Origin of the sequence: Salinicola avicenniae, assembly GCF_023736115.1 — a bacterium.
Taxonomy (GTDB): Bacteria; Pseudomonadota; Gammaproteobacteria; order Pseudomonadales; family Halomonadaceae; genus Salinicola; species Salinicola avicenniae.
The window spans coordinates 450,993-475,893 of sequence record NZ_JAKQZC010000001.1 but is presented as its reverse complement, the minus strand read 5'-3'; the positions used below and the strand labels follow the sequence as shown (position 1 = coordinate 475,893).

The 24,901-nt window shown below is 63.8% G+C and carries 18 protein-coding genes and 2 tRNA genes; 2 read left to right on the top strand and 18 right to left on the bottom strand.

Going from position 1 to position 24,901, the window contains the following annotated elements; all coding sequences use genetic code 11:
- Positions 1-150: 150 nt before the first annotated feature.
- The 11 genes from infB to rlmE form a co-directional block, all read right to left on the bottom strand.
- Positions 151-2,664 (bottom strand): translation initiation factor IF-2, encoded by a 2,514-nt coding sequence (infB, locus tag MC381_RS02140; RefSeq protein WP_251976071.1) that lies wholly within the window; start codon positions 2,662-2,664, stop codon positions 151-153.
- A 27-nt stretch (positions 2,665-2,691) separates the two neighbouring features.
- Positions 2,692-4,185: a transcription termination factor NusA gene (nusA, locus tag MC381_RS02135; protein ID WP_251976070.1), complete on the bottom strand. Its 1,494-nt coding sequence runs from the start codon at positions 4,183-4,185 to the stop codon at positions 2,692-2,694.
- A 56-nt stretch (positions 4,186-4,241) separates the two neighbouring features.
- The gene (gene rimP, locus MC381_RS02130; protein WP_251976069.1) at positions 4,242-4,703 is read right to left on the bottom strand and encodes a ribosome maturation factor RimP; all 462 of its coding nucleotides are present in this window, start codon (positions 4,701-4,703) and stop codon (positions 4,242-4,244) included.
- A 144-nt stretch (positions 4,704-4,847) separates the two neighbouring features.
- Positions 4,848-4,924, bottom strand: a tRNA-Met gene (locus MC381_RS02125).
- Between the two features lie 124 nt (positions 4,925-5,048).
- A tRNA-Leu gene (locus MC381_RS02120) sits at positions 5,049-5,135 on the bottom strand.
- Between the two features lie 84 nt (positions 5,136-5,219).
- Positions 5,220-5,600, bottom strand: a complete 381-nt coding sequence (secG, locus tag MC381_RS02115; RefSeq protein WP_251976068.1) for a preprotein translocase subunit SecG — start codon at positions 5,598-5,600, stop codon at positions 5,220-5,222.
- Positions 5,601-5,604: 4 nt separating this feature from the next.
- The gene (gene tpiA / locus MC381_RS02110; protein ID WP_251976067.1) at positions 5,605-6,354 is read right to left on the bottom strand and encodes a triose-phosphate isomerase; all 750 of its coding nucleotides are present in this window, start codon (positions 6,352-6,354) and stop codon (positions 5,605-5,607) included.
- Between the two features lie 103 nt (positions 6,355-6,457).
- Positions 6,458-7,843, bottom strand: coding sequence for a phosphoglucosamine mutase (glmM, locus tag MC381_RS02105; RefSeq protein WP_251976066.1), 1,386 nt, complete (start codon positions 7,841-7,843; stop codon positions 6,458-6,460).
- Positions 7,836-8,711 (bottom strand): dihydropteroate synthase, encoded by an 876-nt coding sequence (gene folP / locus MC381_RS02100; protein ID WP_251976065.1) that lies wholly within the window; start codon positions 8,709-8,711, stop codon positions 7,836-7,838. The genes glmM and folP overlap by 8 nt, the downstream gene beginning before the upstream one ends.
- Before the next feature lie 204 nt (positions 8,712-8,915).
- Complete coding sequence (ftsH, locus tag MC381_RS02095; RefSeq protein WP_251976064.1) at positions 8,916-10,886, bottom strand: ATP-dependent zinc metalloprotease FtsH; 1,971 nt, start codon at positions 10,884-10,886, stop codon at positions 8,916-8,918.
- 90 nt (positions 10,887-10,976) lie between these two features.
- Positions 10,977-11,636, bottom strand: coding sequence for a 23S rRNA (uridine(2552)-2'-O)-methyltransferase RlmE (gene rlmE, locus MC381_RS02090; RefSeq protein ID WP_251976063.1), 660 nt, complete (start codon positions 11,634-11,636; stop codon positions 10,977-10,979).
- 252 nt (positions 11,637-11,888) lie between these two features.
- Between rlmE and MC381_RS02085 the strand changes: the two genes are divergently transcribed.
- The gene (locus MC381_RS02085) at positions 11,889-12,215 is read left to right on the top strand and encodes a YhbY family RNA-binding protein (RefSeq protein WP_251976062.1); all 327 of its coding nucleotides are present in this window, start codon (positions 11,889-11,891) and stop codon (positions 12,213-12,215) included.
- Between the two features lie 205 nt (positions 12,216-12,420).
- Here the strand turns inward: MC381_RS02085 and greA are convergent, their stop codons facing one another.
- The 7 genes from greA to grpE form a co-directional block, all read right to left on the bottom strand.
- Positions 12,421-12,897, bottom strand: a complete 477-nt coding sequence (gene greA, locus MC381_RS02080; protein ID WP_251976061.1) for a transcription elongation factor GreA — start codon at positions 12,895-12,897, stop codon at positions 12,421-12,423.
- On the bottom strand, positions 12,890-16,123 hold the full coding sequence (carB, locus tag MC381_RS02075; protein WP_251976060.1) for a carbamoyl-phosphate synthase large subunit: 3,234 nt from the start codon (positions 16,121-16,123) through the stop codon (positions 12,890-12,892). The genes greA and carB overlap by 8 nt, the downstream gene beginning before the upstream one ends.
- 112 nt (positions 16,124-16,235) lie before the next feature.
- On the bottom strand, positions 16,236-17,393 hold the full coding sequence (gene carA / locus MC381_RS02070) for a glutamine-hydrolyzing carbamoyl-phosphate synthase small subunit (RefSeq protein WP_251976059.1): 1,158 nt from the start codon (positions 17,391-17,393) through the stop codon (positions 16,236-16,238).
- Between the two features lie 282 nt (positions 17,394-17,675).
- Positions 17,676-18,485: a 4-hydroxy-tetrahydrodipicolinate reductase gene (gene dapB, locus MC381_RS02065; RefSeq protein ID WP_251976058.1), complete on the bottom strand. Its 810-nt coding sequence runs from the start codon at positions 18,483-18,485 to the stop codon at positions 17,676-17,678.
- Between the two features lie 187 nt (positions 18,486-18,672).
- Positions 18,673-19,818 (bottom strand): molecular chaperone DnaJ, encoded by a 1,146-nt coding sequence (dnaJ, locus tag MC381_RS02060; RefSeq protein WP_251976057.1) that lies wholly within the window; start codon positions 19,816-19,818, stop codon positions 18,673-18,675.
- Positions 19,819-19,916: 98 nt separating this feature from the next.
- The gene (gene dnaK / locus MC381_RS02055) at positions 19,917-21,851 is read right to left on the bottom strand and encodes a molecular chaperone DnaK (RefSeq protein WP_251976056.1); all 1,935 of its coding nucleotides are present in this window, start codon (positions 21,849-21,851) and stop codon (positions 19,917-19,919) included.
- A gap of 188 nt (positions 21,852-22,039) precedes the next feature.
- Positions 22,040-22,666 carry a nucleotide exchange factor GrpE gene (grpE, locus tag MC381_RS02050; protein ID WP_251976055.1) on the bottom strand — a complete coding sequence of 209 codons (627 nt, stop codon included), beginning with the start codon at positions 22,664-22,666 and terminating at the stop codon, positions 22,040-22,042.
- Between the two features lie 215 nt (positions 22,667-22,881).
- Here grpE and recN point away from each other — a divergent pair, with 215 nt between their 5' ends.
- A complete protein-coding gene (gene recN / locus MC381_RS02045) occupies positions 22,882-24,555 on the top strand; it encodes a DNA repair protein RecN (protein ID WP_251976054.1) in 1,674 nt (557 codons plus the stop codon).
- Positions 24,556-24,901: the final 346 nt, after the last annotated feature.

Here is a 24,901-nt window from a genome sequence, read left to right as displayed (position 1 = left end):
ACCGGCCCCCGCGTGAAAACACGCGAGGGCCGCCGTCTGTGCTGCGGCCCGACATTACCCGAGGGTGGATGTCGGACGCCGCGATTCATGACCCGGCGATGCCGGGCTGCCGTCACGGCACCGCGAACGTCGCGTTCGCGGTGCTGCGACTTACAGGGTGCGCTCGACCTTGACCTGGTCGAAGACCTCGATCTTGTCGCCGACCTGAACGTCATTGTAGTTCTTGACGCCGATGCCGCACTCCATGCCATTACGCACTTCGTTGACATCGTCCTTGTAGCGACGCAGCGACTCGAGCTCGCCTTCGTAGATGACCACGTTCTCGCGCAGCACACGGATCTTCTTGTTGCGGTGCACGGCGCCCTCGACGACCATGCAGCCCGCGACGGCACCGATCTTCGGCGCCTTGAAGACGTCGCGCACTTCGGCGATACCGACGATCTCTTCTTTCCACTCCGGTGCCAGCATGCCGCTCATGGCCTGCTTGACTTCGTCGATGAGCTGGTAGATGACGCTGTAGTAGCGCAGATCCAGCCCTTCACGCTCGACGATCTCGCGAGCGGAGGCGTCGGCACGCACGTTGAAGCCGACCAGAATCGCCTCGGAAGCCAGCGCCAGGTTGGCATCGGTGCCGGTGATACCGCCGACACCCGAGGAGACCACGGCCACCTGGACTTCGTCGGTGGAGAGCTCTTCCAGCGCACCACGGATCGCTTCCAGCGAGCCCTGCACGTCGGCCTTGAGAACGATATTGACCTTGGCCACCTCGTCCTGGCCCATCTGGCTGAACATGTTCTCCAGCTTGGCCTTCTGCTGACGCGCCAGGCGCACTTCGCGGTACTTGCCCTGGCGGAAGTTGGCGATCTCGCGCGCCTTCTTCTCGTCGGCCAGCACCATGAAGTCTTCACCGGCTTCCGGCGTGCCGTCGAGACCCTGGATCTCGACCGGCATCGACGGACCGACCGACTCGACCTGCTTGCCGAGCTCGTTGGTCAGCGCACGGACACGACCGTAGTGCAGACCTGCCAGCACGATATCGCCGCGGTTCAGCGTCCCATTCTGGACCAGCACGGTTGCCACCGGGCCACGACCCTTGTCGAGACGCGACTCGACCACCACGCCCTTGGCAGGCGCTTCCGGCACGGCCTTGAGCTCGAGCACTTCGGACACCAGCAGCACGGATTCCAGCAGCTGATCGATCCCTTCGCCCGTCTTGGCGGAGACCGGCACGAACTGCGTATCGCCGCCCCACTCTTCCGAGATCACACCGTGCTGAGACAGCTCGTTGCGGATCCGGTCGAGATCGGCGCCTTCCTTGTCGATCTTGTTGACCGCGACCACCAGCGGCACTTCCGCCGCCTTGGCGTGCTCGACCGCCTCGATCGTCTGCGGCATGACGCCGTCATCCGCCGCGACGACGAGGATAACCACGTCGGTCGCCTGGGCACCGCGAGCACGCATGGCGGTAAAGGCCGCGTGTCCCGGCGTATCGAGGAAGGTCACGCCGCCGTGTTCGCCTTCAACGTGATAGGCACCGATATGCTGGGTGATCCCGCCGGCTTCACCGGTCGCGACCTTGGTGCGACGGATAAAGTCGAGCAGCGAGGTCTTGCCGTGGTCAACGTGACCCATCACGGTGACAACCGGCGAGCGAACAATTTCGTCACCCTCGTAGGAGATGCCTTCGAGCACTTCGGTCTCGAGCGCATCTTCCTTGACCAGCTTCGGCTTGTGGCCCATCTCCTCGACGACGATCGCGGCAGTATCCTGATCGATGGTCTGGTTGATGGTCACCGCCGCGCCCATGCTGAACATGGCCTTGATCACGGCGTTGGCCTTGATCGACATCTTGTCGGCCAGCTCGGCCACGCTGATCGATTCCGGCAGCGCGACTTCACGCACGATCGGCTGCGTCGGCTTCTGGAAGCCATGCTCGTTGTCGCGACCGCGGCGAGTACCACGACGCTCGGCGCGCTTGGCCTTCTTGGCACCGCCGCCGCGACGACGTTCGGAACGATCGTCGTTGTCGTCACGCCGGCCGCGGCGCCCCTGATCGCGCTCCTTGTCCTTCTTCGGATGGGCGCGACGATTGTCAGTGCGCGGTTCCTTGGGCGGCGGCTCGACGAACGGCTGACTGTTGGATGTCGGCGCGTCGTCTTCGACCTGCGGCTCCTGCGGAATGTCGGCACCGGGGGCTTCCGGCTCGGGCGCCGGCGCTGCTGCCTTGTCGGAAACGGCCTGGCCTGCGCTCTGCGCCTGCTGCTCGGCTGCCGCCTCCGCACTGGCCTGCTGCTCCGCCGCCTGGTCAGCCATGTCGCCGACCAGCTGACGCGGGCCGGTCTCTTCAGCCTGAGTCTCCTCGGCCGGCTCCGCCTCGCGCTTGACGTAGGTGCGCTTCTTGCGAACCTGCACCTCGATCGTCTTGCCACGATCGCCGGACCGAATCTTGCTGCGCGTGTTGCGCGTCAGCGTGACGCGATTACGCGGCCCGCGGCCGCCACCGTGACTCTTGGTCAGGTGATCCAGCAAACGCTGCTTGTCCTCTTCGGACACCGCGTCGTTCTCTTGTTGATGCGGCAGACCCGCATCCTTCATCTGTTCGAGCAGGCGGGACACATCGCGCCCCACCTTCCCTGCAAACTCTTTTACGGTCATGTCTGACATTACGACCCTCCTGAACCCGTGACCACGTTACTCTTCGCTCTGAAACCAAGGCGCACGGGCAGTCATGATCAGTGCCGCTGCGCGCTCCTCGTCCACGTCGTCGATATCCTTCAGATCCTCGATGGACTGTTCTGCGAGGTCCTCCATGGTGACGATGCCACGACTGGCAAGTACAAAGGCCAGGTGGCGGTCCATGCCGTCCATCGTGAGAAGGTCTTCGGCGGGCTGAGCGCCGTCCAATTCCTCTTCCGAGGCGATCGCCAGGTTGAGCAACTCATCCTTGGCGCGTGCTCGCAGTTCCTCGACCAGCTCTTCGTCGAAGTCTTCAATCTCCAGCATCTCCTCGAGCGGCACGTAGGCCAGCTCCTCGATCGTCGTGAAGCCTTCCTCCACGAGGATGCGAGCGACTTCGTCGTCGATCTCGAGATGGTTGACGAAATATTCGACCAGGCTGTCGACTTCCTGCTCGCGTTTGCCCTCGGCCTCATCTTCGGTCATGACGTTGAGCGTCCAACCCGTCAGCTCGCTGGCGAGCCTGACGTTCTGACCACTACGACCGATGGCCTGGGCAAGATTGTCCTCGCCGACCGCGACGTCCATCGAATGGGCGTCTTCATCGACGAGAATCGAGGCGACTTCCGCCGGCGCCATGGCGTTGATCACCAGCTGCGCGGGGTTGTCGTCCCATAGAATGATGTCCACGCGCTCATTGCGCAGCTCGTTGGACACCGCTTGCACACGCGAACCGCGCATGCCCACACAGGCACCGACCGGGTCGATGCGCTTGTCGTTGGTCTTGACGGCGATCTTGGCGCGGGCGCCAGGATCGCGGGCCGCGCCTTTGATCTCGATCAGCTGCTCGGCGATTTCCGGCACCTCGATCTTGAACAGCTCGACCAGCATGCCGGGCTTGGTCCGCGAGAGAATCAGCTGGGAACCGCGCGCTTCCGCGTCGACCTTCCACAGCAGCGCACGGACGCGCTCGTTCATGCGATATCGCTCGCCGGGAATCATCTCGCCACGCGGCAGGAAGCCTTCGGCGTTCTCGCCCAGATCAATGATCAGGCCGTCACGTGTCGTTTTCTTGACGATACCGGCGACCAGCTCACCCTCGCGCTCGGTGTACTGCTGCACGATCTGCGCGCGCTCGGCTTCGCGCACTTTCTGCACGATCACCTGCTTGGCAGTCTGCGCGGCAATACGACCGAACGCCACCGACTCGATCTGCTCCTCGACCACATCGCCGAGCCCGAGCGGCGGATCGCGCTGTTCTGCCTCGGAAAGCGGGATCTCGCGCTCTTCGCTGAGATACTCCTCGTCCTCGACCACCACCCAGCGGCGGAAGGTATCGTACTCGCCGGTGCGACGGTCGATCTCGACGCGAACGCTGACGTCCTCGCCTTCAAAACGCTTGCGCGATGCACTGGCCAACGCCGCCTCGACCGCTTCGAAAATGACGTCTCGGGGCACGCTCTTCTCGTTGGAGATGGCGTCAACGACCAGCAGGATTTCTTTGCTCATGCCTATGCCTCGCCGAAAAACCGGTTCTTTATCATCGAATTAGCAGGTGATCGAAATCAGTCGTCGAACTGCGGAACGACGCGAGCCTGGTCGATACTCTCAATGGGAAAGCAGTACTCTTCCGAGTCGATGCGCAGCAGCACTTCGTCGCCATCGACGCCGGCCAACTGCCCCTGAAACTTGCGACGGCCGTCAAAGGCGGTACGCAGACGCAGCTGCACCACATGTCCGCGATAACGGGAAAAGTGATCGAGCGTGTAGAGCGGGCGGTCCATACCCGGAGACGACACCTCCAGATGGTAGTTGCCCGAGATCGGGTCCTCGACATCCATCACGCCGCTGATCTGGCGGCTGACTTCGGCGCAATCGTCCACGGAGATGCCGTTGTCGCTGTCGATATAGACCGTCAGCTTGGAGTGCTTGCCCTGAGCCAGATAATCGAGGCCCCACAGCTCGAAGCCCATGGCGCTGACCACGGGCTCGATGATCGCATACAGTGCTGCGTCTTTGGTGACCACAGACGACTCCTACAGCAGTTGCATCAGGCACCTGACCGGGAGTTGAGAGAAATGCAAGGTGCTAGGTGGCTGACTGACGTTGGCGTCAGCAGACGGGGCTGCTAACAAAAAGCCCCTTCACAGGAAGGGGCCTTTCAAGAAACTTGGTAGCGGGGGCCGGATTTGAACCGACGACCTTCGGGTTATGAGCCCGACGAGCTACCAGACTGCTCCACCCCGCAACATCAGGTTGGCGATTATAGGAACGACCTCTGGATGGGTCAAGGAGCTCCTTCATATCGCCGGGTTCTCTCTGCGAGAAACCCTTTTCGTCTCGCGTCAGCGGCTGGCCGCTTGGCTTGACGATGGTGCCGAAGGCGGGACTTGAACCCGCACGACCGTAAGGTCACTACCCCCTCAAGATAGCGTGTCTACCAATTCCACCACTTCGGCATCCGGGGGTGTGTCACGCCTGGGCGTCACACGAAACTCGCTACTAAACAGCCAAGCTGAGCGACAACGAGTTTTCCTTGCCACTCAAGGATTTGACGAATTCTGGCTACCGCCTTCCTCGAGTGCTGGCGCAGCATTATTCCCGCTTTGCTCGCCGTCGTCAAGCGTCGGCGCACTATTCCTTTGCTGTTCGATCACCTGCGCATCCGGAATCCCGGTCTGCGGCGCACTGCCGGCGTTGGCAGCAAAGTAAGCCAGGGCCAGCGACGTGACGAAGAACAGTGCCGCCAGGCCCCCGGTCAGCTTGGCGAGGAAACCGCCGCTGCCGCGTGAGCCGAACACCGTCTGCGAGGAACCGCCACCGAACGCCGCTCCGGCCTCGGCGCCCTTGCCCTGCTGCAGCAGGACGAGCACCACCACGGCGATGGCGATAAGAACATGAACCATCAAGACTGCTATCTGCATGAAATCAACCTGCTGACTGACAAATCGCTATGAAATCGTCGACCTTGAGCGAGGCACCGCCGATCAGGCCGCCGTCGATATCTTCCTGCGCGAGCAACTCCTTGGCATTGCTCGCGTTCATGCTGCCGCCATAGAGCAGGCGCAGCTCACCGGCAAGCTCACGGTCGAACCCGGCCTGATAGCGCCGAATTGCCGCCATCACCTGCTGTGCCTGCTGAGGCGTGGCGGTACGCCCAGTACCGATCGCCCAGACCGGCTCGTAGGCGATCGTCATGCGACGCCGCTGCTCTGGATCGAGGCGCGCCATGACATAACCCACCTGACGCAGCACCACATCCTCCGTATGCCCGGCATCACGCTCTTCCAGGGTTTCCCCCACGCAGAGTATCGGCCGAATACCGACACTGAAGGCGGCGATGACCCGGTCGTAGACCTCTTCGTCGCTCTCCCGATAGAGCTGGCGACGTTCGGAGTGGCCGGCGAGCACGTAGTCGACACCGAACTCGCGCAGCATCTGACCGCTGACCTCGCCGGTGCGCGCCCCCGAATGCAACGGGTTCAACGTCTGCGCCCCCAGCGTGACCGGCGTGTCGGCAAAAGCCTGACGCGCGGCATCGAGATAGGGAAAGGGAGGCAGGATGACGACTTCGACCGGTGCGGGCAAAGACGCCTCGGCAAATGCCCGACCGAATGCCTCGACCAACTCCGCCGAGCCATTCATCTTCCAGTTACCCGCGATCAGCGGCTTGCGCATGCTACCTCCCGTCGGTGGTGCGACATGGTATAAAAGCCTTGACAGCAAGACAACAAGGGAATTACTGCCACGTTACTGCAGACACACCGGCAACACCGGTATTTCAGGCGATCAGCGTCTCGACACTGTCGGCGATGCGCTGCGCCAGCGCCTGCACGTCAAAGCGCGGCCGCCCCTCCACCATTACCCGGATCAGGGGTTCGGTGCCGGACGGTCGCAGCAGAACCCGGCCACTGTCGCCCAGTTCTCGCTCGACCGCCTCTACGGTGTGATGCAAGGCATCGCTCTTCAACAGCGTGCCGGCGTCGGTTCCTGTCGGCAAGCGCACATTGATCAGCGACTGCGGCGCCTTCTCAAAGCCGTCGAGCAGCTGCGCCAGCGACGCCTCTTCGCGCACCATCACGGCCAGCACCTGCAGCGCGGCAACGATGCCGTCACCGGTGGTCTGCACATGACGACAGACGATGTGCCCGGAGGCTTCACCGCCCAGCAGCCAATCGTTGGCCACCAGTTTTTCGGTCACATAGCGATCGCCGACCTTGGCGCGCTCGAACGGAATATCGGCCTTTTCGAATGCCGCTGCCAGTCCGAAATTACTCATTAACGTACCGACGACGCCGCCATTGAGCTTGCCGCGCGCCTGCAGGTCGCTGGCAATGACGTAAAGGATCTCGTCGCCATCCACCAGACTGCCCTGGGCGTCGACCATCAGCACCCGGTCGCCATCGCCATCGAAGGCGATCCCCAGATCGGCCTGTCTCGCCAGCACCGCATCGCGCAGGCGTTCGGTATGCGTCGAACCCACTTCGTGATTGATGTTGAGCCCATCCGGTTCGGCCCCGATGACGCTGACATCCGCCCCCAACTCGCGGAATACGTTGGGCGCGATGTGATAGGTCGCCCCGTGGGCGCAGTCGAGCACGAGCTTGAGTCCATGCAGCTCGAGCCGGTTGTGCACCGTGGACTTGCAGAACTCGATGTAGCGACCCGCAGCGTCGTTGATGCGCACGGCACGACCGAGTTGGTCCGGGGGCATGGTTTCGAGCTCGCGATCGAGCTCGGCCTCGATTTCGAGCTCGGTCGCATCGGCCAGTTTCAGACCTTCCGCCGAGAAAAACTTGATGCCGTTATCCTGGTACGGATTGTGCGACGCTGAAATCACGATACCCGCGTCGGCGCGAAAGGTGCGCGTCAGGTAGGCAATCCCCGGCGTCGGCATTGGCCCGAGCAGCGACACGTCGGCACCGGCCGCGGAAAGCCCCGCCTCCAGCGCAGATTCGAACATGTAACCCGAGATTCGCGTGTCCTTGCCGATGATCACCTTGGGGCGCGGCGACTGACGCGACTTGAGACGCCCCTCTTGCCCCGCCAGCTTGCCCGAGAGCACACGCCCGACCGCCCAGCCGAGCTTGAGCATGAAGTCGGCGGTAATGGGGTACTGCCCGACCGTCCCGCGAATGCCGTCGGTACCGAAATAACGTCTACTCATGTTCGCCTCGTTCTGAAACCGCACGTTCCTGAAGCACAGCCCAGGCCATATCGACCGCGTCGACCGTGGGAGCCACATCGTGCACCCTGACAATTCTAGCGCCTCGCTCCACCGCCATCACCGACAACGCCAGCCCGCCGGGCAGCCGCTCGTCGACGGCACGCCCCAAGGTCTTGCCGATCATGCTCTTGCGCGACATACCGACCAATAACGGCAGCCCCAGCGTGTTCAGCATTGCCATGCGATTGAGCAGTTCGAGATTGTGCTCGAGCGTCTTGGCGAAACCGAAACCGGGATCGAGCAGCAGGCGCGAGCGCGGGATGCCAGCGGCCTCGCACTCGGCCACGCGCGCGGACAGAAAATCCGCGACTTCGATCTCGACCGAACGGTCGTAGTGCGGCGCTGCCTGCATCGTCTGTGGCTCGCCGAGCATATGCATCAGACACACCGGCAGGCCGGTCATTGCGGCCGCTTGCATGGCACCGGGCCGGACGAGCGAGCGCACATCGTTGATCAGCCCACCCCCTGCCGCCGCGACCTCGGTGATCAGCTCGGGCGTGCTGGTATCGACCGACACCAGCGCATCGAACTCCTGCACCAGCATCTCCACCACCGGCAGCACACGCTCGCGCTCCTGGTCCAGCGGAACCGCTTCCGCACCGGGGCGTGTCGATTCGCCGCCCACATCGATGATCGCGGCGCCTTCCTTGAGCAGTCGCTCCGCGTGGCGTCGCGCATCGTCGAGCTGGTTGTGGCGACCGCCGTCGGAGAAAGAATCCGGCGTCACGTTAAGAATCCCCATCACCCGCGGGCGCGAGAGATCCAGCAGGTGCTTGCCGCAGCGCAGCACGGCGGGCGAATCGGTCATGGCGTCAGTCATTGCTCCGTGAATCGTGGCTCGGCGGACGGGGACAGCCCGCCGCTAGCCGGTTAGGCGAGGCGTCGCCGGCTGCTGGCATGCAGCCCCACGTCGCCGTCGGCGATCTCGGGACGATACACACACTCACCGACGCCGGAAACGCGACAGGGCGCCATTTCTGACGCCCTGTCGCAGGGATTACCACTGGCACTGTCAGGAACCGGCCGGGCCGCCCAGCGGATCGGAGGGCCGCCTGCCGCCGGCCTCATCGCCTGCGTCACCCTCGCCTTCCGGCTTGGGCTCGGCAGTACCGTCGATCGTCTGTCCGCTGCCCGGCGTCGGGCCGTTGTCGTCCCAGTCCTTCGGCGGCCGCGGCTTGCGCCCTTCCATGATGTCCTTGAGCTGATCGGCGTCGATCGTCTCGTACTGCATCAGCGCTTCGGCCATCAGATCGAGCTTGTCGCGATTCTCGTCGAGAATGCGACGCGCGGTATCGTAGCACTCGTCGATGATCCGGCGAACTTCCTTATCGAGACGCGTCGAGGTCTCGCCGGAGGTCAGCTTGCCACCGCCCTGGCCCGGGCCGCCGAGGAACTGGTGCGATTCGTCCTCGTCGTACATCAGCGGACCCATCTCCTCGGAGAGGCCCCATTTAGCGACCATGCTGTGTGCCAGCTCGGTAGCCCGCTTGATGTCGTTGGAGGCTCCCGTGGTCACGCCATTCGGCCCCAGCGTCATCTCCTCGGCGATACGCCCGCCGAACAGCGAGCAGATCTGGCTGATGATCTGCTGACGCGAATAGCTGTAGCGATCCTCGAGCGGCAGGAACATCGTCACGCCGAGCGCACGGCCGCGCGGAATGATGGTGACCTTGTAGACCGGGTCATGCTCCGGCATCAGCAGACCGATGATCGCGTGACCGGACTCGTGATAGGCGGTATTGAGCTTCTCCTTCTCGGACATGACCATCGAGCGGCGCTCGGCCCCCATCATGATCTTGTCCTTGGCCAGTTCCAGCTCTTCCATGCCCACGGTGCGCCGGTTGCGGCGGGCCGCGAACAGGGCGGCCTCGTTGACCAGATTGGCCAGGTCGGCACCGGAGAAGCCGGGCGTACCACGCGCGATCACGCTGGCCTTGACGCCGTCACCCATCGGCACCTTCCGCAGGTGCACGTTGAGGATATGTTCGCGACCGCGAATATCCGGCAGCGGCACGGTGACCTGACGATCGAAGCGGCCCGGGCGCAGCAGCGCCGGGTCGAGCACGTCGGGACGGTTGGTCGCGGCGATGACAATGATGCCGTCGTTGGCCTCGAAGCCGTCCATCTCGACCAGCAGCTGGTTGAGCGTCTGCTCGCGCTCGTCGTGACCACCCCCCATGCCGGAGCCACGATGGCGACCGACGGCGTCGATCTCGTCGATGAAGATGATGCAGGGCGCCTGTTTTTTCGCCTGCTCGAACATGTCGCGAACGCGAGAGGCGCCGACACCGACGAACATCTCGACGAAATCGGAACCGGAGATCGAGAAGAACGGCACCTTGGCCTCGCCGGCAATCGCCTTGGCGAGCAGGGTCTTACCGGTACCCGGCGGCCCCACCATCAGCACACCGCGCGGAATCTGCCCGCCGAGGCGCTGGAACTTGGACGGGTCCTTGAGGAAGTCGACGAGCTCGACGACCTCCTCCTTGGCCTCATCGCAACCGGCCACGTCGGCAAAGGTAGACTTGATCTGGTCTTGGCTCAGCAACTTGGCCTTGGACTTGCCGAAACTCATCGGCCCGCCCTTGCCACCGCCACCGCCCTGCATCTGGCGCATGAAAAAGACGAAGATCGCCAGAATCAGCAGAATCGGGAAGCTCGCGATCAGCAGCCGAGTCCAGAGGCTCTGCTCCTCGGGCTTCTGGCCGACCACGGTCACCTCGTGCGACAGCAGGTCATCCATCAGCTTCGGATCCTGAGCGGCCGGGCGAATGGTCTGGAACTGCGTGCCGTCGCTGCGTTCGCCATTGATGGTGTAGCCGTCGATGGTGACGCTGCGCACCTGATCGTTCTGCACCTGCTCGACGAACTGCGAATAGCTCATCGTCTGCGGCGAGCTATCCACACTGAAATTGTTGAACACCGTCAGCAGGACTGCCGCGATGACCAACCAGAGAATTAGATTCTTCGCCATGTCGTTCAAGACACCACCCTCATAGTACGAATCCTGCTGCCCGTGCTTGCCATGGTTCGACCCTACATCAGATGGGGGCGAGCGACCATGCTTGCAAGCCTAGCCCTGAAATCCCTGCGCCAGCAGATAGACTTCCCGCGACCGCGCGCGGGACGCCTCCGGCTTGCGCGTGACGACCTTGCGAAAGCTGGTTCGCAGGTCACGCAGATAGTCGTCGAAGCCCTCACCCTGGAACACCTTGGCCAGAAAGTTACCACCCGGCGACAGGGTCTGGCGCGCAAGATCGAGCGCCAGCTCGACCAGATACATCGCCTGGGGCTGATCGATCGCGGCCATACCGCTCATGTTCGGCGCCATGTCCGACATCACCAGGTCGACCGGGCGACCGTCGAGCTCGGCGAGAATCGCCTCGAGCACGCTCTCCTCGGTAAAGTCCCCCTGGATGAAGCTCACCCCGGCCAGCGCATCCATCTCCAGCAGGTCGGAGGCCACGACCCTGCCCTCGCCACCGACCTTGTCGGCGGCAATCTGGCTCCAGCCGCCCGGCGCCGCGCCGAGGTCGATCACGGCCATGCCAGGGTGAAACAGCCGGTCGCGGGCGTCGAGCTCGATCAGCTTGTAGCTGGCGCGAGAACGATAGCCGTCTTTCCACGACTGCTGCACGTAGCGGTCATCGAAATGCTCTTTCAGCCATCCGGCACTACTCTTGCTCTGTCGCGCCGCGGCGCCGGGCTTGTCGGAACGGTTGGGGCGAGCCACTAAAGATCACCTGAAGTCGGATACGGGGCAAGGGACGATGTGGATGCGGTCGCGATCGGCCGCCGGGGGTCATGCGGGAGAAGCTTGGCGGAACGGCACGAGCCGATCCAGGGGCCGATGTCCGGGAGATCACGCGATGCCGTCTTCCCCGCCAACGCCGAAAGCCGTACCATAACGCGTTTCGACATTGCGGTGGTGAGACCTGTAGCGGCACCGCCTTCCCTATTCGCGAAGTCCAACGGTCAGATTACCATGAGCCTCTCAGCGGCACAAAAGAAAGCCTATCGCAGCATCGGCCACCACCTGCAGCCCGTCGTCACGGTCAGCGAGAACGGCCTGAGCGACGGCGCCCGGCAGGAACTCGAACGCGCGCTGGACGATCACGAGCTGATCAAGGTCAAGCTCGCCATCCCCGAGCGCGATGACCGCCAGGCGATGATCGAGGAGCTGGTCGCTCTGTCCGGCGCCGAGCTGGTGCAATCACTGGGCAAGGTGGCACTGCTCTATCGCCATAACCCCAAAGCCAACCCCAAGCTCTCCAACATCGCCCGCGCCGAGCACCACCACGGCCGTCACTGAGCGGCCGAGAGCCAGCCTGTAACGCAGAAAGCGAACGCGGGAAACGACAGACGCCAGTGACATTGTCACTGGCGTCTGTCGTTGGATCACGAACTGCCTTGTCGAACGCGCTGGCGCGTCAGGGGAAAACCAGACAAAACCGGCCTCGGCCGTGAAGCCCGAAGGGCGTCGAGCGCCCGCCAAGGCCGGTTTCAAGCGCGCCTGATCAGAGGTGCTCGACGCCGGAGATTTCGTACTCCACATCCCCGCCCGGCGTGCGCACATTAACCACGTCACCCTCGCTCTTGCCGATCAGCGCGCGGGCAATCGGGGAGGTCACCGAAATCTTGCCTGCCTTGATATCGGCCTCGTCCTCGCCAACGATGCGATAACGCACTTCATCATCGGTCTCGAGATTGAGCAGCTCGACGGTAACGCCGAAGATCACCTTGCCGTTCTTCGGCATCTTGGTCACGTCGATGACCTGGGCGTTGGAGAGCTTGCCCTCGATCTCCTGGATACGGCCTTCGATGAAGCCTTGCTGTTCGCGCGCGGCGTGATATTCGGCGTTCTCCTTGAGATCGCCGTGTTCCCGCGCCTCGGCGATCGCGGCAATCACCCGCGGACGCTCCTCGCCCTTGAGATGATTGAGCTCCTCGCGCAAGGCCTGCTCGCCGTGGACGGTCATCGGGACCTTATTCATGAACTGCTCCTGCGTGCTGTTCCTGCAGCCGCCGCACCGTGATCTCATTACCGTATTCCAGCGCCATGCAGACGGCACGCGCCCCCGCCAGCGTCGTGGCATAGGGCACCTTGCGCGCCAGCGCGGTACGCCGAATGACCGAGGAATCGTTGATCGCCTGGCGGCCTTCCGTGGTATTGACGATATAGGCGATCTCGTCGTTCTTGAGCAGATCGACGATATGCGGACGGCCTTCGTAAACCTTGTTGACGACGGCAACGGACAGACCCGCCTCTTCCAGAGACCTGGCCGTGCCGCGAGTTGCCACGAGACTGAACCCCAAGGCTAGCAGAGATTGGGCTACCTCGATAAGACCCTGCTTGTCCGGTTCACGCACGGAGAGGAACGCCTTGCGCTCGCCGGTGAGTCGCGGAATCGCCTCGCCGGCACCCAGCTGCGCCTTGTAGAACGCCTCGGCGAAGGTCTCGCCGGACCCCATCACCTCGCCCGTGGACTTCATCTCCGGCGACAGAATCGGATCGACCCCCGGGAATTTGTTGAACGGGAAGACCGCTTCCTTGACGCTGAAGTAGCCCGGAATCAGCTCGCGCGTGAAGTCCTGCTCGGCGAGCGTCTTGCCGGCCATGCAGCGTGCCGCCACCTGAGCCAGCGAGCGGCCGATGCACTTGGAGACAAACGGCACCGTACGCGAGGCGCGCGGGTTGACTTCGATGACGTAGATTTCGCCATCCTGCCAGGCCAGCTGGACGTTCATCAGCCCGACCACGTTGAGCTCGACCGCCATGCGCTTGACCTGGTCACGCATCTCGTCCTGCACGTCCTTCGGCAGCGAGTAGGGCGGCAGCGAGCAGGCAGAGTCTCCCGAGTGCACGCCGGCCTGCTCGATATGCTGCATGATACCGCCGATGACCACCTGCTGACCGTCGGAGACGGCATCGATGTCGACCTCGACAGCCGCGCTGAGGAAGTGATCGAGCAGCACCGGGGAGTCGTTGGAGACCTTGACCGCATGGGTCATGTAGTTCTCGAGCTCGGAGGCGTCGTAGACGATCTCCATGGCGCGACCACCAAGCACGTAGCTCGGGCGCACCACCAGCGGATAGCCGATCTTCTCAGCCTTGGCGAAGGCCTCCTCGAAGCTGCGCGCCGTCGCATTGGGCGGCTGCTTGAGACCGAGCTTCTCGATCATCTTCTGGAAGCGCTCGCGATCCTCGGCACGGTCGATCGCATCCGGCGTGGTGCCGATGATCGGCACGCCGGCAGCCTCCAGCGCGCGCGCCAGCTTGAGCGGCGTCTGGCCACCGAACTGCACGATAACGCCGGCCGGCTTCTCCTTGTCGGCGATCTCGAGCACGTCCTCGAGCGTCACCGGCTCGAAATAGAGACGGTCCGAGGTATCGTAATCCGTGGAGACGGTTTCCGGGTTGCAGTTGACCATGATGGTCTCGTAGCCGTCCTCGCGCATGGCGAGCGCGGCATGGACACAGCAGTAGTCGAACTCGATGCCCTGACCGATCCGGTTGGGCCCGCCACCCAGCACCATGATTTTCTGGCGGTCGCTGACCTCAGCCTCGCACTCCTCCTCGTAGGTGGAGTACATGTAGGCGGTATCGGAGGCGAACTCGGCGGCGCAGGTATCGACCCGCTTGTAGACCGGACGGATGTCGAACTCACGACGACGATTGCGAAATTCGCCTTCGGAGACACCGAGCAGGCGAGCCAGGCGGGCGTCGGAGAAGCCTTTGCGCTTGAGACGGTAGAGTTCGTCGGCGCTGAAGTCACCGAGCGAACGACGGGCAACCTCACCCTCGAGGCGCACCAGCTCCTCGAGCTGCACCAGGAACCAGCGGTCGATATTGGTGAGTGCGAAGACCTCGTCGACGCTCATGCCGCTGCGCATGGCGTCCGCCACGTAGAAGATGCGATCCGCCCCGGCAGCCTGCAGCTCGCCCTGGATCAGCGCCATGTTCTCGGCGGAGAACTCGGTCACTTTCGGATCGAGCCCGTCGACGCCGATCTCGAGACCGCGCAGCGCCTTCTGCATCGACTCCTGGAAGGTGCGGCCGATCGCCATGACCTCACCGACCGACTTCATCTGCGTTGTCAGACGATCGTTGGCCTGCGGGAACTTCTCGAAGGTGAAACGCGGAATCTTGGTGACGACATAGTCGATCGACGGCTCGAAGGAGGCCGGCGTGGCACCGCCGGTGATGTCATTCTGCAGCTCGTCCAGGGTGTAGCCGACGGCCAGCTTGGCGGCGATCTTGGCAATCGGGAAACCGGTCGCCTTGGAGGCGAGTGCCGACGAGCGCGACACGCGTGGATTCATCTCGATCACGACCATGCGCCCGGTATCCGGATCGACGCCGAACTGGACGTTGGAGCCGCCGGTCTCGACGCCGATCTCGCGCAGCACCGCCAGCGAGGCGTTGCGCATGATCTGGTACTCCTTGTCCGTCAGCGTCTGCGCCGGCGCGACGGTAATCGAGTCGCCGGTGTGAACGCCCATCGGATCGAAGTTCTCGATCGCGCAAACGATGATGCAGTTGTCGTTCTTGTCGCGAACGACCTCCATCTCGTACTCCTTCCAGCCGAGCAGCGACTCGTCGATCAGGAGTTCGTGATTGTTGGAGAGCTCGAAGCCGCGACCGCAGATCTCTTCGAACTCCTCCTTGTTGTAGGCCACGCCACCGCCGGAGCCACCCATGGTGTAGGAGGGGCGAATGATGACCGGAAAACCGAGCGACGCCTGGATCTCCCAGGCCTCGCCCATGGTGTGGGCGACCTTCGCCTTGGGGCACTCCTGGCCGATGTTCTTCATCGCCTTGTCGAACAGGTCGCGGTCTTCGGCCTTGTTGATGGCGTCGGCGTTGGCACCGATCATCTCCACGCCGTACTGCTCGAGCACGCCGTGCTTATCGAGGTCGAGCGCGCAGTTGAGCGCGGTCTGACCGCCCATGGTCGGCAGGATTGCCGAGGGGCGCTCCTTCTCGATGATCTTCTCCACCGCCTGCCAGGTAATCGGCTCGATGTAGGTGGCATCGGCCATGACCGGATCGGTCATGATGGTGGCCGGGTTGGAGTTGACCAGGATGACGCGGAAGCCCTCTTCACGCAGTGCCTTGCAGGCCTGGGCCCCGGAGTAGTCGAATTCGCACGCCTGCCCGATGACGATGGGGCCGGCGCCGATGATCAGAATGCTGTCGAGATCCGTACGTTTTGGCATGCGCTAACACTCGTCGAGAAGTGAGGATGGCGACGGGCGCCACCCTGAATAAGGTTCGGTTCTTCATGGCGACAGGCGCCAGCCCTCAAGGCCGCGACCGTCGGGTGGCGGCTCAGGCCGCCGCCGGCTTGCGAGCCTGCATCATCGACACGAAACGATCGAACAGCGGCGACACGTCCTGCGGCCCCGGGCTCGCTTCCGGGTGCCCCTGGAAACTGAAAGCGGGGCGGTCGGTCAATTCGATGCCCTGCAGCGTGCCGTCGAACAGCGAGCGATGGATCGCACGCACGTTGCCCGGCAGGCTGGTCTCGTCGACCGCGAAGCCGTGGTTCTGGCTGGTGATCATCACGTGACCGCTGTCGAGGTCCTGCACCGGGTGGTTGGCACCGTGGTGACCGTGATTCATCTTCATCGTCTTCGCGCCGGCGGCCAGCGCCAGCAGCTGATGCCCCAGACAGATCCCGAAGACGGGAATGCCGGTCTCGAGAATTTCGCCGATCGCGCTGATCGCGTAGTCGCAAGGCTCCGGATCGCCCGGGCCGTTGGCCAGGAAGACGCCGTCCGGGTTCAGCGCCAGCACCTCGCTGGCCGGCGTCTCGGCCGGGACCACGGTGAGGCGACAGCCGCGCGACGCCAGCATGCGCAGGATGTTGTGCTTGACGCCATAGTCGTAGGCAACGACGTGATAGGGTCGTTCGCCCAGCGCCGCATCGGCATAGCCGCTACCCAGCGCCCATTCACCCTCGGCCCACTCGTAGGTGGACTGGCACGAGACGACCTTGGCCAGATCCATGCCCTTAAGCCCGGGGAACTCGCGCGCCGCCGCCAGCGCACGCTCGATAGCGTCGTCACCGCGCGCCGCCTCGCCGGCCAGCACCGCCCCGTTGAGCGAGCCTTTGCTGCGCAGAATGCGCGTCAGGCGACGCGTATCGATATCGGCGATGCCGACCACGTTCTGGGCAGCTAGGTAATCCGAGAGCGAGGATTCGCTGCGGAAGTTGCTGGCGATCAGCGGCAGATCGCGAATCACCAGTCCGGCGGCGGCGATGCTCGTGGACTCGATATCTTCGGCATTGATACCAGTGTTACCGATATGCGGGTAGGTCAGCGTGACGATCTGGCGGGTGTAGGAGGGGTCGGTGAGAATTTCCTGATAGCCGGTCATGGCGGTGTTGAACACCACCTCCCCGCTGGTTTGCCCATCGGCTCCGATCGCAGTACCGTGAAATACACTACCGTCTTCGAGAGCCAGTATCGCGGGTCTGTTCAAGGCAACATCCTCCTCACTGGTCACCAACTGTGTCATGTGGGCACATCGTCATGGCGGCGCGACGCGCTACCCGTACCCGAGATCTCGTCGACCGGGATGCCGCGATTCCAGGTCGTAAAAAAGCGGGACGAAATCCGGAAAACCGGTTTCATCCCGCTTATTGTCCTGATTGCAGCATTGCCTGCGGCTTCGCCCGGCCAAATTGGGCTAATGATACCGAATCTTGTCGCTGGACTCCACCCCTCAATCGTCGACCGATGCGGTTGGCGCCGCCGCCTCGGCTTATCCCTTCAGCCCAAGCACATCCTGCATGTCGTAGCGCCCCGGCGCACGGCCGGCCAGCCAGGCCGCGGCGCGCACCGCGCCATTACCGAACGTGAGCCGACTCGAGGCCTTGTGGGTAATCTCGATACGCTCCCCCTCGGCGGCGAACAGCACCGTATGCTCGCCGACGATATCCCCGCCGCGCACGGTGGCAAAACCGATCTCCTTCGGGTCCCGCGGCCCGACCTGGCCGACACGCTCGAACACCCCGTGCGTCTTCAGATCTCGCCCGAGCGGCTCGGCCACGGCTTCACCCAGCATCAATGCAGTTCCCGAAGGCGCATCGACCTTGTGGCGGTGATGCGCCTCGATCACCTCGATGTCGTAGCCGGCATCGCCAAGCGCCTTCGCCGCCGTCTTGAGCAGATTGACGGTCAGATTGATGCCGGTGCTCATGTTGGCGGAGAACACCACCGGCAGACGCGCCGCGTGGCCGTTCAACGCTTCGAGCTGCGCATCATCGAAGCCCGTGGTGCCGATCACGATCGCTTTGCCGTTGCCCGCACACCAGGCGAGGTTCTCCAGCGTCAGCGTCGGCGTCGAGAAGTCGATCAATACGTCAAAGTCGCCCACCGCGGCCTCCAGCGAGCCGACCAGCGCGACGCCGACGCGTCCGAGGCCCGCCATCTCACCGGCATCGCTACCGATCAGCGAGCTCTCTGGCCGCACCACCGCCGCCCCCAGCTCGGCGTCCGCCGACTTGTGCGTAGCCTCGAGCAGAATGCGACCCATGCGGCCCGCCGCTCCCATGATGGCTATCCGCGTCATGACTCCTCCCGTCTCCGTTGAACGACGCGCTACCGCTACGCCGATGATCTGTCGTGGCGGCAGTATATCAGCCGACAACCATCGAGCGGGCCCGCGCCAGACCGCCGCCGGCGACGGATACCCGAAACGACACGAGCCCCGCCCGGCATGGCCGGACGGGGCTCGTGAGACTCGACACCGTCGGTCGTTACGGCTTCATGTCCTCGAAGAAGCGCTTCACCCCGTCGAACCAGCCCTCTTTCTTGGGCGAGTGACGGCTGGCGCTGCCGAGGCTCTCCTGAAACTGCCGCAGCAGCCCCTTCTGTTCCTCGGAGAGGTTGACCGGCGTCTCGACCACGACCTTGCACAGCAGGTCACCGGCCGGGCCGCCGCGCACCGGCTTGACGCCCTTGCCCTTGAGCCGGAACAGCTTGCCGGTCTGGGTCTCGGGCGGAATCTTCAACTTGACGCGACCTTCGAGCGTCGGTACTTCCAGCTCCCCGCCCAATGCCGCATCGACGAAGTTGATCGGCACTTCGCAGTGCAGATGCCGGCCATCGCGCTCGAAGATCGGGTGCGGCTTGATCTCGGCCTGCACGTAGAGATCGCCTGCCGGGCCGCCATTAAGGCCGGATTCGCCCTCGCCGTTCAGGCGGATGCGGTCGCCGGTATCGACGCCGGCCGGAATCTTGACCGAGAGCGTGCGCGTCTCGCGCACCCGCCCTTCGCCGTGACACTTGCGGCACGGCACCTTGATCGACTGGCCGCTACCGTGACAGGTCGGGCAGGCCTGCTGCACGGCAAAGAAGCCCTGCTGCATGCGCACCTGGCCCTGACCGTGACAGGTCGGGCAGGTCTCCTTGCTGGAGCCCGGCTCGGCGCCGCTGCCATCACAATGCTCGCATTCGACGTGGCGCGGCACGCGAATATCGACGGTCGTACCGAACACTGCATTCTCGAGGTCGAGCTCGAGGTTGTAGCGCAGGTCGCTGCCGCGCTGGGGCGCGTTCGGATTGCGTCGGCCACCACCGCCACCGAAGATATCCCCGAACACGTCGCCGAAGATATCGCTGAAGCCGCCGGCACCGCCACCGAAGCCGCCGCCACCGAAACCGCCCCCCGCCTGACCGTCGACGCCGGCATGGCCGAACTGATCGTAGGCCGCGCGCTTCTCGTCGTCGGAGAGCACCTCGTAGGCATCGGAAACCTCGCGGAATTTCTCCGCCGCCTGCTGGTCTTCCGGATTGCGGTCCGGATGATACTTCTGCGCCAGCCGGCGATAGGCTTTCTTGATCTCCTTGCTGTCGGCGCCCTTCTCGACGCCCAGCACTTCATAGTAGTCACGCTTGGACATGACGCGTCCGCCTCCGTATCGGCACCGTGCAAACAGCAACGCGGGAGTCGTTGCAGGCTCCCGCGCTACGGCCGTCTACACGGCGTCAGACGTTGTGGTTACTGCTTTTTCTGGTCGTCGTTGACTTCTTCGAACTCGGCATCGACCACATCGTCTTCCTTCTTGCCGCCCTGCTGCGCGTCGGCCTGTTCGCCGGCAGCCTCGGCGCCTTCGCCCTGCTCGGCGTACATCTTCTGCGCGAGGTTGCCGGAGGCTTCGGTCAGGGCATCCAGCTTGGCCTGGATCTGATCCTTGTCGTCGCCCTTGAGCGCTTCCTCGAGCTCGCTGATCGCGTTCTCGATGTTGCTCTTCTCGTCGGCCTCAACCTTGTCGCCGGCCTCTTCGAGCGTCTTGCGGGCGGCGTGGATCATGCCGTCGGCCTGGTTACGCAGCTGGACGAGCTCCTCGAACTTCTTGTCCTCGGCCTCGTGCGCCTCGGCGTCCTTGACCATCTGGTCGATCTCGTCGTCGGAGAGACCGCCGGAAGACTTGATCACGATCGACTGTTCTTTGCCGGTCGCCTTGTCCTTCGCGGTGATGTTCAGGATGCCGTTGGCGTCCAGGTCGAACGCGACCTCGATCTGCGGCACGCCGCGCGGCGCCGGCGGAATGTCGGCCAGATCGAAGCGACCCAGCGACTTGTTCTGCCCCGCCTGCTTGCGCTCACCCTGCAGCGCATGAATGGTCACGGCCGTCTGGTTGTCTTCGGCGGTCGAGAAGGTCTGGGTCTTCTTGGTCGGGATCGTGGTGTTCTTCTCGATCAGCGGCGTCATCACGCCACCCAGCGTCTCGATACCGAGCGTCAGCGGGGTCACGTCGAGCAGCAGCACGTCCTTGACGTCGCCACCCAGCACGCCACCCTGAATCGCGGCACCCATGGCCACGGCTTCATCCGGGTTGACGTCCTTGCGAGCGTCCTTGCCGAAGAACTCGGCGACCTTCTGCTGAACCATCGGCATGCGGGTCTGACCACCGACCAGAATGACGTCGTGGATCTCGCTGTTGGAGAGACCGGCGTCTTCCATCGCGGTCTTGCACGGGCCGAGCGAGCGAGCCACGAGATCTTCGACCAGCGACTCGAGCTTGGCGCGCGTGACCTTGATCGCCAGGTGCTTCGGCCCGGTCTGGTCAGCCGTGATGTACGGCAGGTTGACCTCGGTCTGCTGCGCGGAGGAGAGCTCGATCTTGGCTTTCTCGGCGGCTTCCTTCAGACGCTGCATGGCAAGGCTGTCGCCGGACAGATCGATGCCGGAGTCGCTCTTGAACTGCTGGACGAGATAGTCGATCAGCTTGAGGTCGAAATCTTCGCCGCCCAAGAAGGTGTCACCGTTGGTCGCGAGCACCTCGAACTGCTTCTCGCCGTCGACATCGGCCACTTCGATGATCGAAATATCGAAGGTCCCGCCGCCCAGGTCGTAGACCGCGATGGTGCGATCGCCCTGCGAGCGGTCCATGCCGTAGGCCAGCGCGGCTGCCGTCGGCTCGTTGATGATGCGCTTGACGTCGAGACCGGCGATGCGACCGGCATCCTTGGTGGCCTGACGCTGGGAATCGTTGAAGTAGGCCGGCACGGTGATGACCGCCTCGGTCACTTCCTCGCCAAGATAGTCTTCGGCGGTCTTCTTCATCTTCTTCAGCACTTCCGCGCTGACCTGCGGCGGCGCCAGCTTGCTGTCGCCGACCTTGACCCAAGCGTCACCGTTATCGGCTTCGACGATCTCGTAAGGCACCATCTTGATGTCTTTCTGAACGACATCGTCCTTGAACTTGCGACCGACAAGACGCTTGATGGCGTAGAGCGTGTTGTTCGGGTTGGTCACTGCCTGGCGCTTGGCCGCCTGACCGACCAGCGTCTCGCCGTCGTCGGTGTAGGCGATGATCGACGGCGTCGTGCGGCCGCCTTCGGCATTTTCGATGACGCGCGACTTGTCACCGTCGAGAACGGCGACACAGGAGTTGGTCGTACCCAAGTCGATGCCAATGATGCGTCCCATAATTCCTCACCTCTGAGTCTTTATCGATCTCGCCGGGAGATCGTTGTTCGGTTGATCGAAAACCGTTGATTCACTGTGTCGAGAGCAGATTCGCTCTCCGACGATGGCTGCGCTTTCGCGCGTTTGATTGCTATGTGGGGGCTGGTCGCCACCTTTCAAGGCCCGGCGCCATTCCCCAGTCGCCATCGTCAGCCGGCCGCCTTGCTGACCACCACCATCGCCGGACGCACCAGGCGGCCGTTCAGCGTGTAGCCCTTCTGCATCACGTCCATGACCGTATTCGGTTCCAACTCCGGGTTGGGCACCATGGTCATGGCTTCGTGGAATTGCGGGTCGAACGGCTCGCCCTGCGGGTCGATCTGCTCGACGCCGAACTTGCCGAGCACGTCGAGCTGCATCTTGAGCGTCATCGACACCCCTTCGCGATGGGTCTCGTCGACCTCCTGCATGCTCTCCAGACCCTTCTCGAGACTGTCGACGACCGGCAGCAGCTCCTTGACGAATTTCTCGAGCGCAAACTTGCGCGCCTTGTCGGCATCCTGTTCGGCACGGCGACGCGCATTCTGCGCCTCGGCCGCCGCGCGAATGGACTGATCCTTGGCCTCGGCGAGCGACTGCTCGAGCTCCTCGACACGCGCGGCCAGCACCTCCGCTTCGGGATTGTCACCGGCCTCGGCAGCCTCGATATCCTGTTCCAGCGCGTCGGCGACTTCCTCGAGATCGCCTTCCAGCGTCTCCTCGCCTGGCTGCGGCTCACCTTCGCGCTCGGCGCGCTCGATCTCTTCGTCTACGGGCTTCTGCGGGTCTCTAGCCATGAGTCTCTCCTGGCAGGATGTTGTGACAGCGATTCGATAAGTATCGAGTTGTCAGCCTATATGGGGGCCCTGCTCGCGATCTCAAGCATTGACCGCGCATGCCCTGAACGAACCCCTCGGGTGGCGATTGAAGGGGGCTCAAGACTACTGTATAAACGAACAGACCCTAGATTCTCCGGACATCACAAGGCCGCCATCGACACTCGGGAGGCAGCATGCTGATTCAACTCGCGATTCGTGATTTCGCCATCGTCGACACCCTCGACCTGGATTTTCAGGCCGGCATGACGGCGATTACCGGTGAAACCGGTGCCGGCAAATCCATCCTGCTCGGCGCCCTCGGACTCTGCCTGGGCGAACGCGCCGACGCCGGTGGCGTCCGCCACGGCGCCGAGCGCGCCGACCTGAGCGCGCGCTTCGATATCACCGCGCGCGAAGAGGCTCGCGCTTGGCTGGCAGATCGCGAACTGCCCGTCGATGATTGCCTGATGCGCCGCGTGGTCACCGCCAGCGGCCGCTCCAAGGCGTGGATCAACGGCCAACCCTGCACCGTGGCCGATCTGCGCGAACTGGGTGAGTGCCTGATCGACGTACACAGCCAGCACGCCCATCAGGCGCTGCTCAACGAAGAGACGCACCGACGGCTGCTGGACGACGCCGCCGGCCATCGCCAGGAAGTCGATGCCCTGGCCGCCCTGCACCGCCAGTGGCACACGTTGCGACGCCAGTACCGCGAACGCAGCGAGAACGACGAAGAGCGCCAGGCGCGCAGCCAGCTGCTGCGCTACCAGGTCGAGGAGCTGGACCAACTCGACCTGCAGCCGGACGAACTGGTCGAGCTGGAGCAGGAGCAGGAGACCCTGGCGCATCTCGAGGAGACGCTGCACGAGGCACAGTTCGCGGCCGACAGCTGCGATCATGAAGAGAGCGGCGCTCTGACCCTACTGGGGCAGGCCACCTTGCGCCTGTCACGGACCCCCGGCAGCGACCGCGGCAGCCTGGCGGAGGCGCTCGGCATGCTCAACGACGCCCAGATCCAGCTCGAGGAGGCCGCTCGCGAACTTCACCACTATGTCGAATCCACAGAGCTCGACCCGCAGCGTCTTGCCTGGGTTGACGAGCGCCTGGGCGAGATTCACCGCATCGCGCGCAAGCACCATGTCATGCCGGAAGAGCTGGTCGACCTGCATCAGCGTCTGCGCCAGGAGCTGGAAACGCTCGACGGTGGCGACGACGACCTGGAGACACTGCGCAGCCGACTCGACGAGCTGCGCCAGCAGTATCGTGATGCCGCTCGCCGCATCAGCGAGACACGCCAGCGCACGGCCGAAACCTTCGCCACGCAGGTCCAGGAGCAGCTCGCCTTTCTCGGTATGGGCAAGGCGCACTTCGCGGTCGAAGTAACGCCCCTGGATACACCCCAGCCCCACGGCATGGACCGCGTCAGCCTGCAGATCAGCGCCAACCCGGGCCAGCCGACTCGTCCGCTGGCCAAGGTCGCCTCCGGGGGGGAACTGTCGCGCGTCAGCCTGGCAATCCAGGTCGTCGCGGCCAGCCACAGCACGCTGGCCACGCTGGTCTTCGACGAGGTCGATGTGGGCATTTCCGGCGCGACGGCGGAGATCGTCGGCCAACTGCTGCGTCGGCTCGGCGCGCACGCGCAGGTCATGACCGTTACCCACCTGCCGCAGGTCGCCGCCCAGGCGCATCAGCACCTGCACATCGAGAAGCAGTCGGACGACCATGCCACGCGCACGCAGATGGCACAGCTGGACGATGCCGGGCGCGTCCGCGAACTGGCGCGTATGCTGGGCGGCGTCAAGCTCTCCGACCGAACCCTGGCACACGCCCGCGAGATGCTCGCAGCCAGCCAGAGCGCCGCACACTGAACCTGCCGGGCGCGACAGCCGTCGCGCCGATCTGTGTTACGCCGCGAGCGACAGCCAAGCATGATGCTATCGACGGCCTTCCGACCTACACGCTAGTGTCCGACAGTGAAGCAGCGACACCGGGGAAGACAGGGGAGATATAGAGGTAGCAAGAAGTGCCGGGGAAGCGGGGAAGCAGAGGGTCATCGCGCTAAGCACAGACACACGCCGAATGGCGAGAGCCGCTAGCGCGGCCGCTCAAAACAAGAAGCGCCGGCTCAAGGGCCGGCGCTTCTCGTGGGAAACCATCTTGTGGCCCTAACAACGGGCAGCCTTGAAAGCCGGCAGCCGCTGCCAGGCGGGCTCG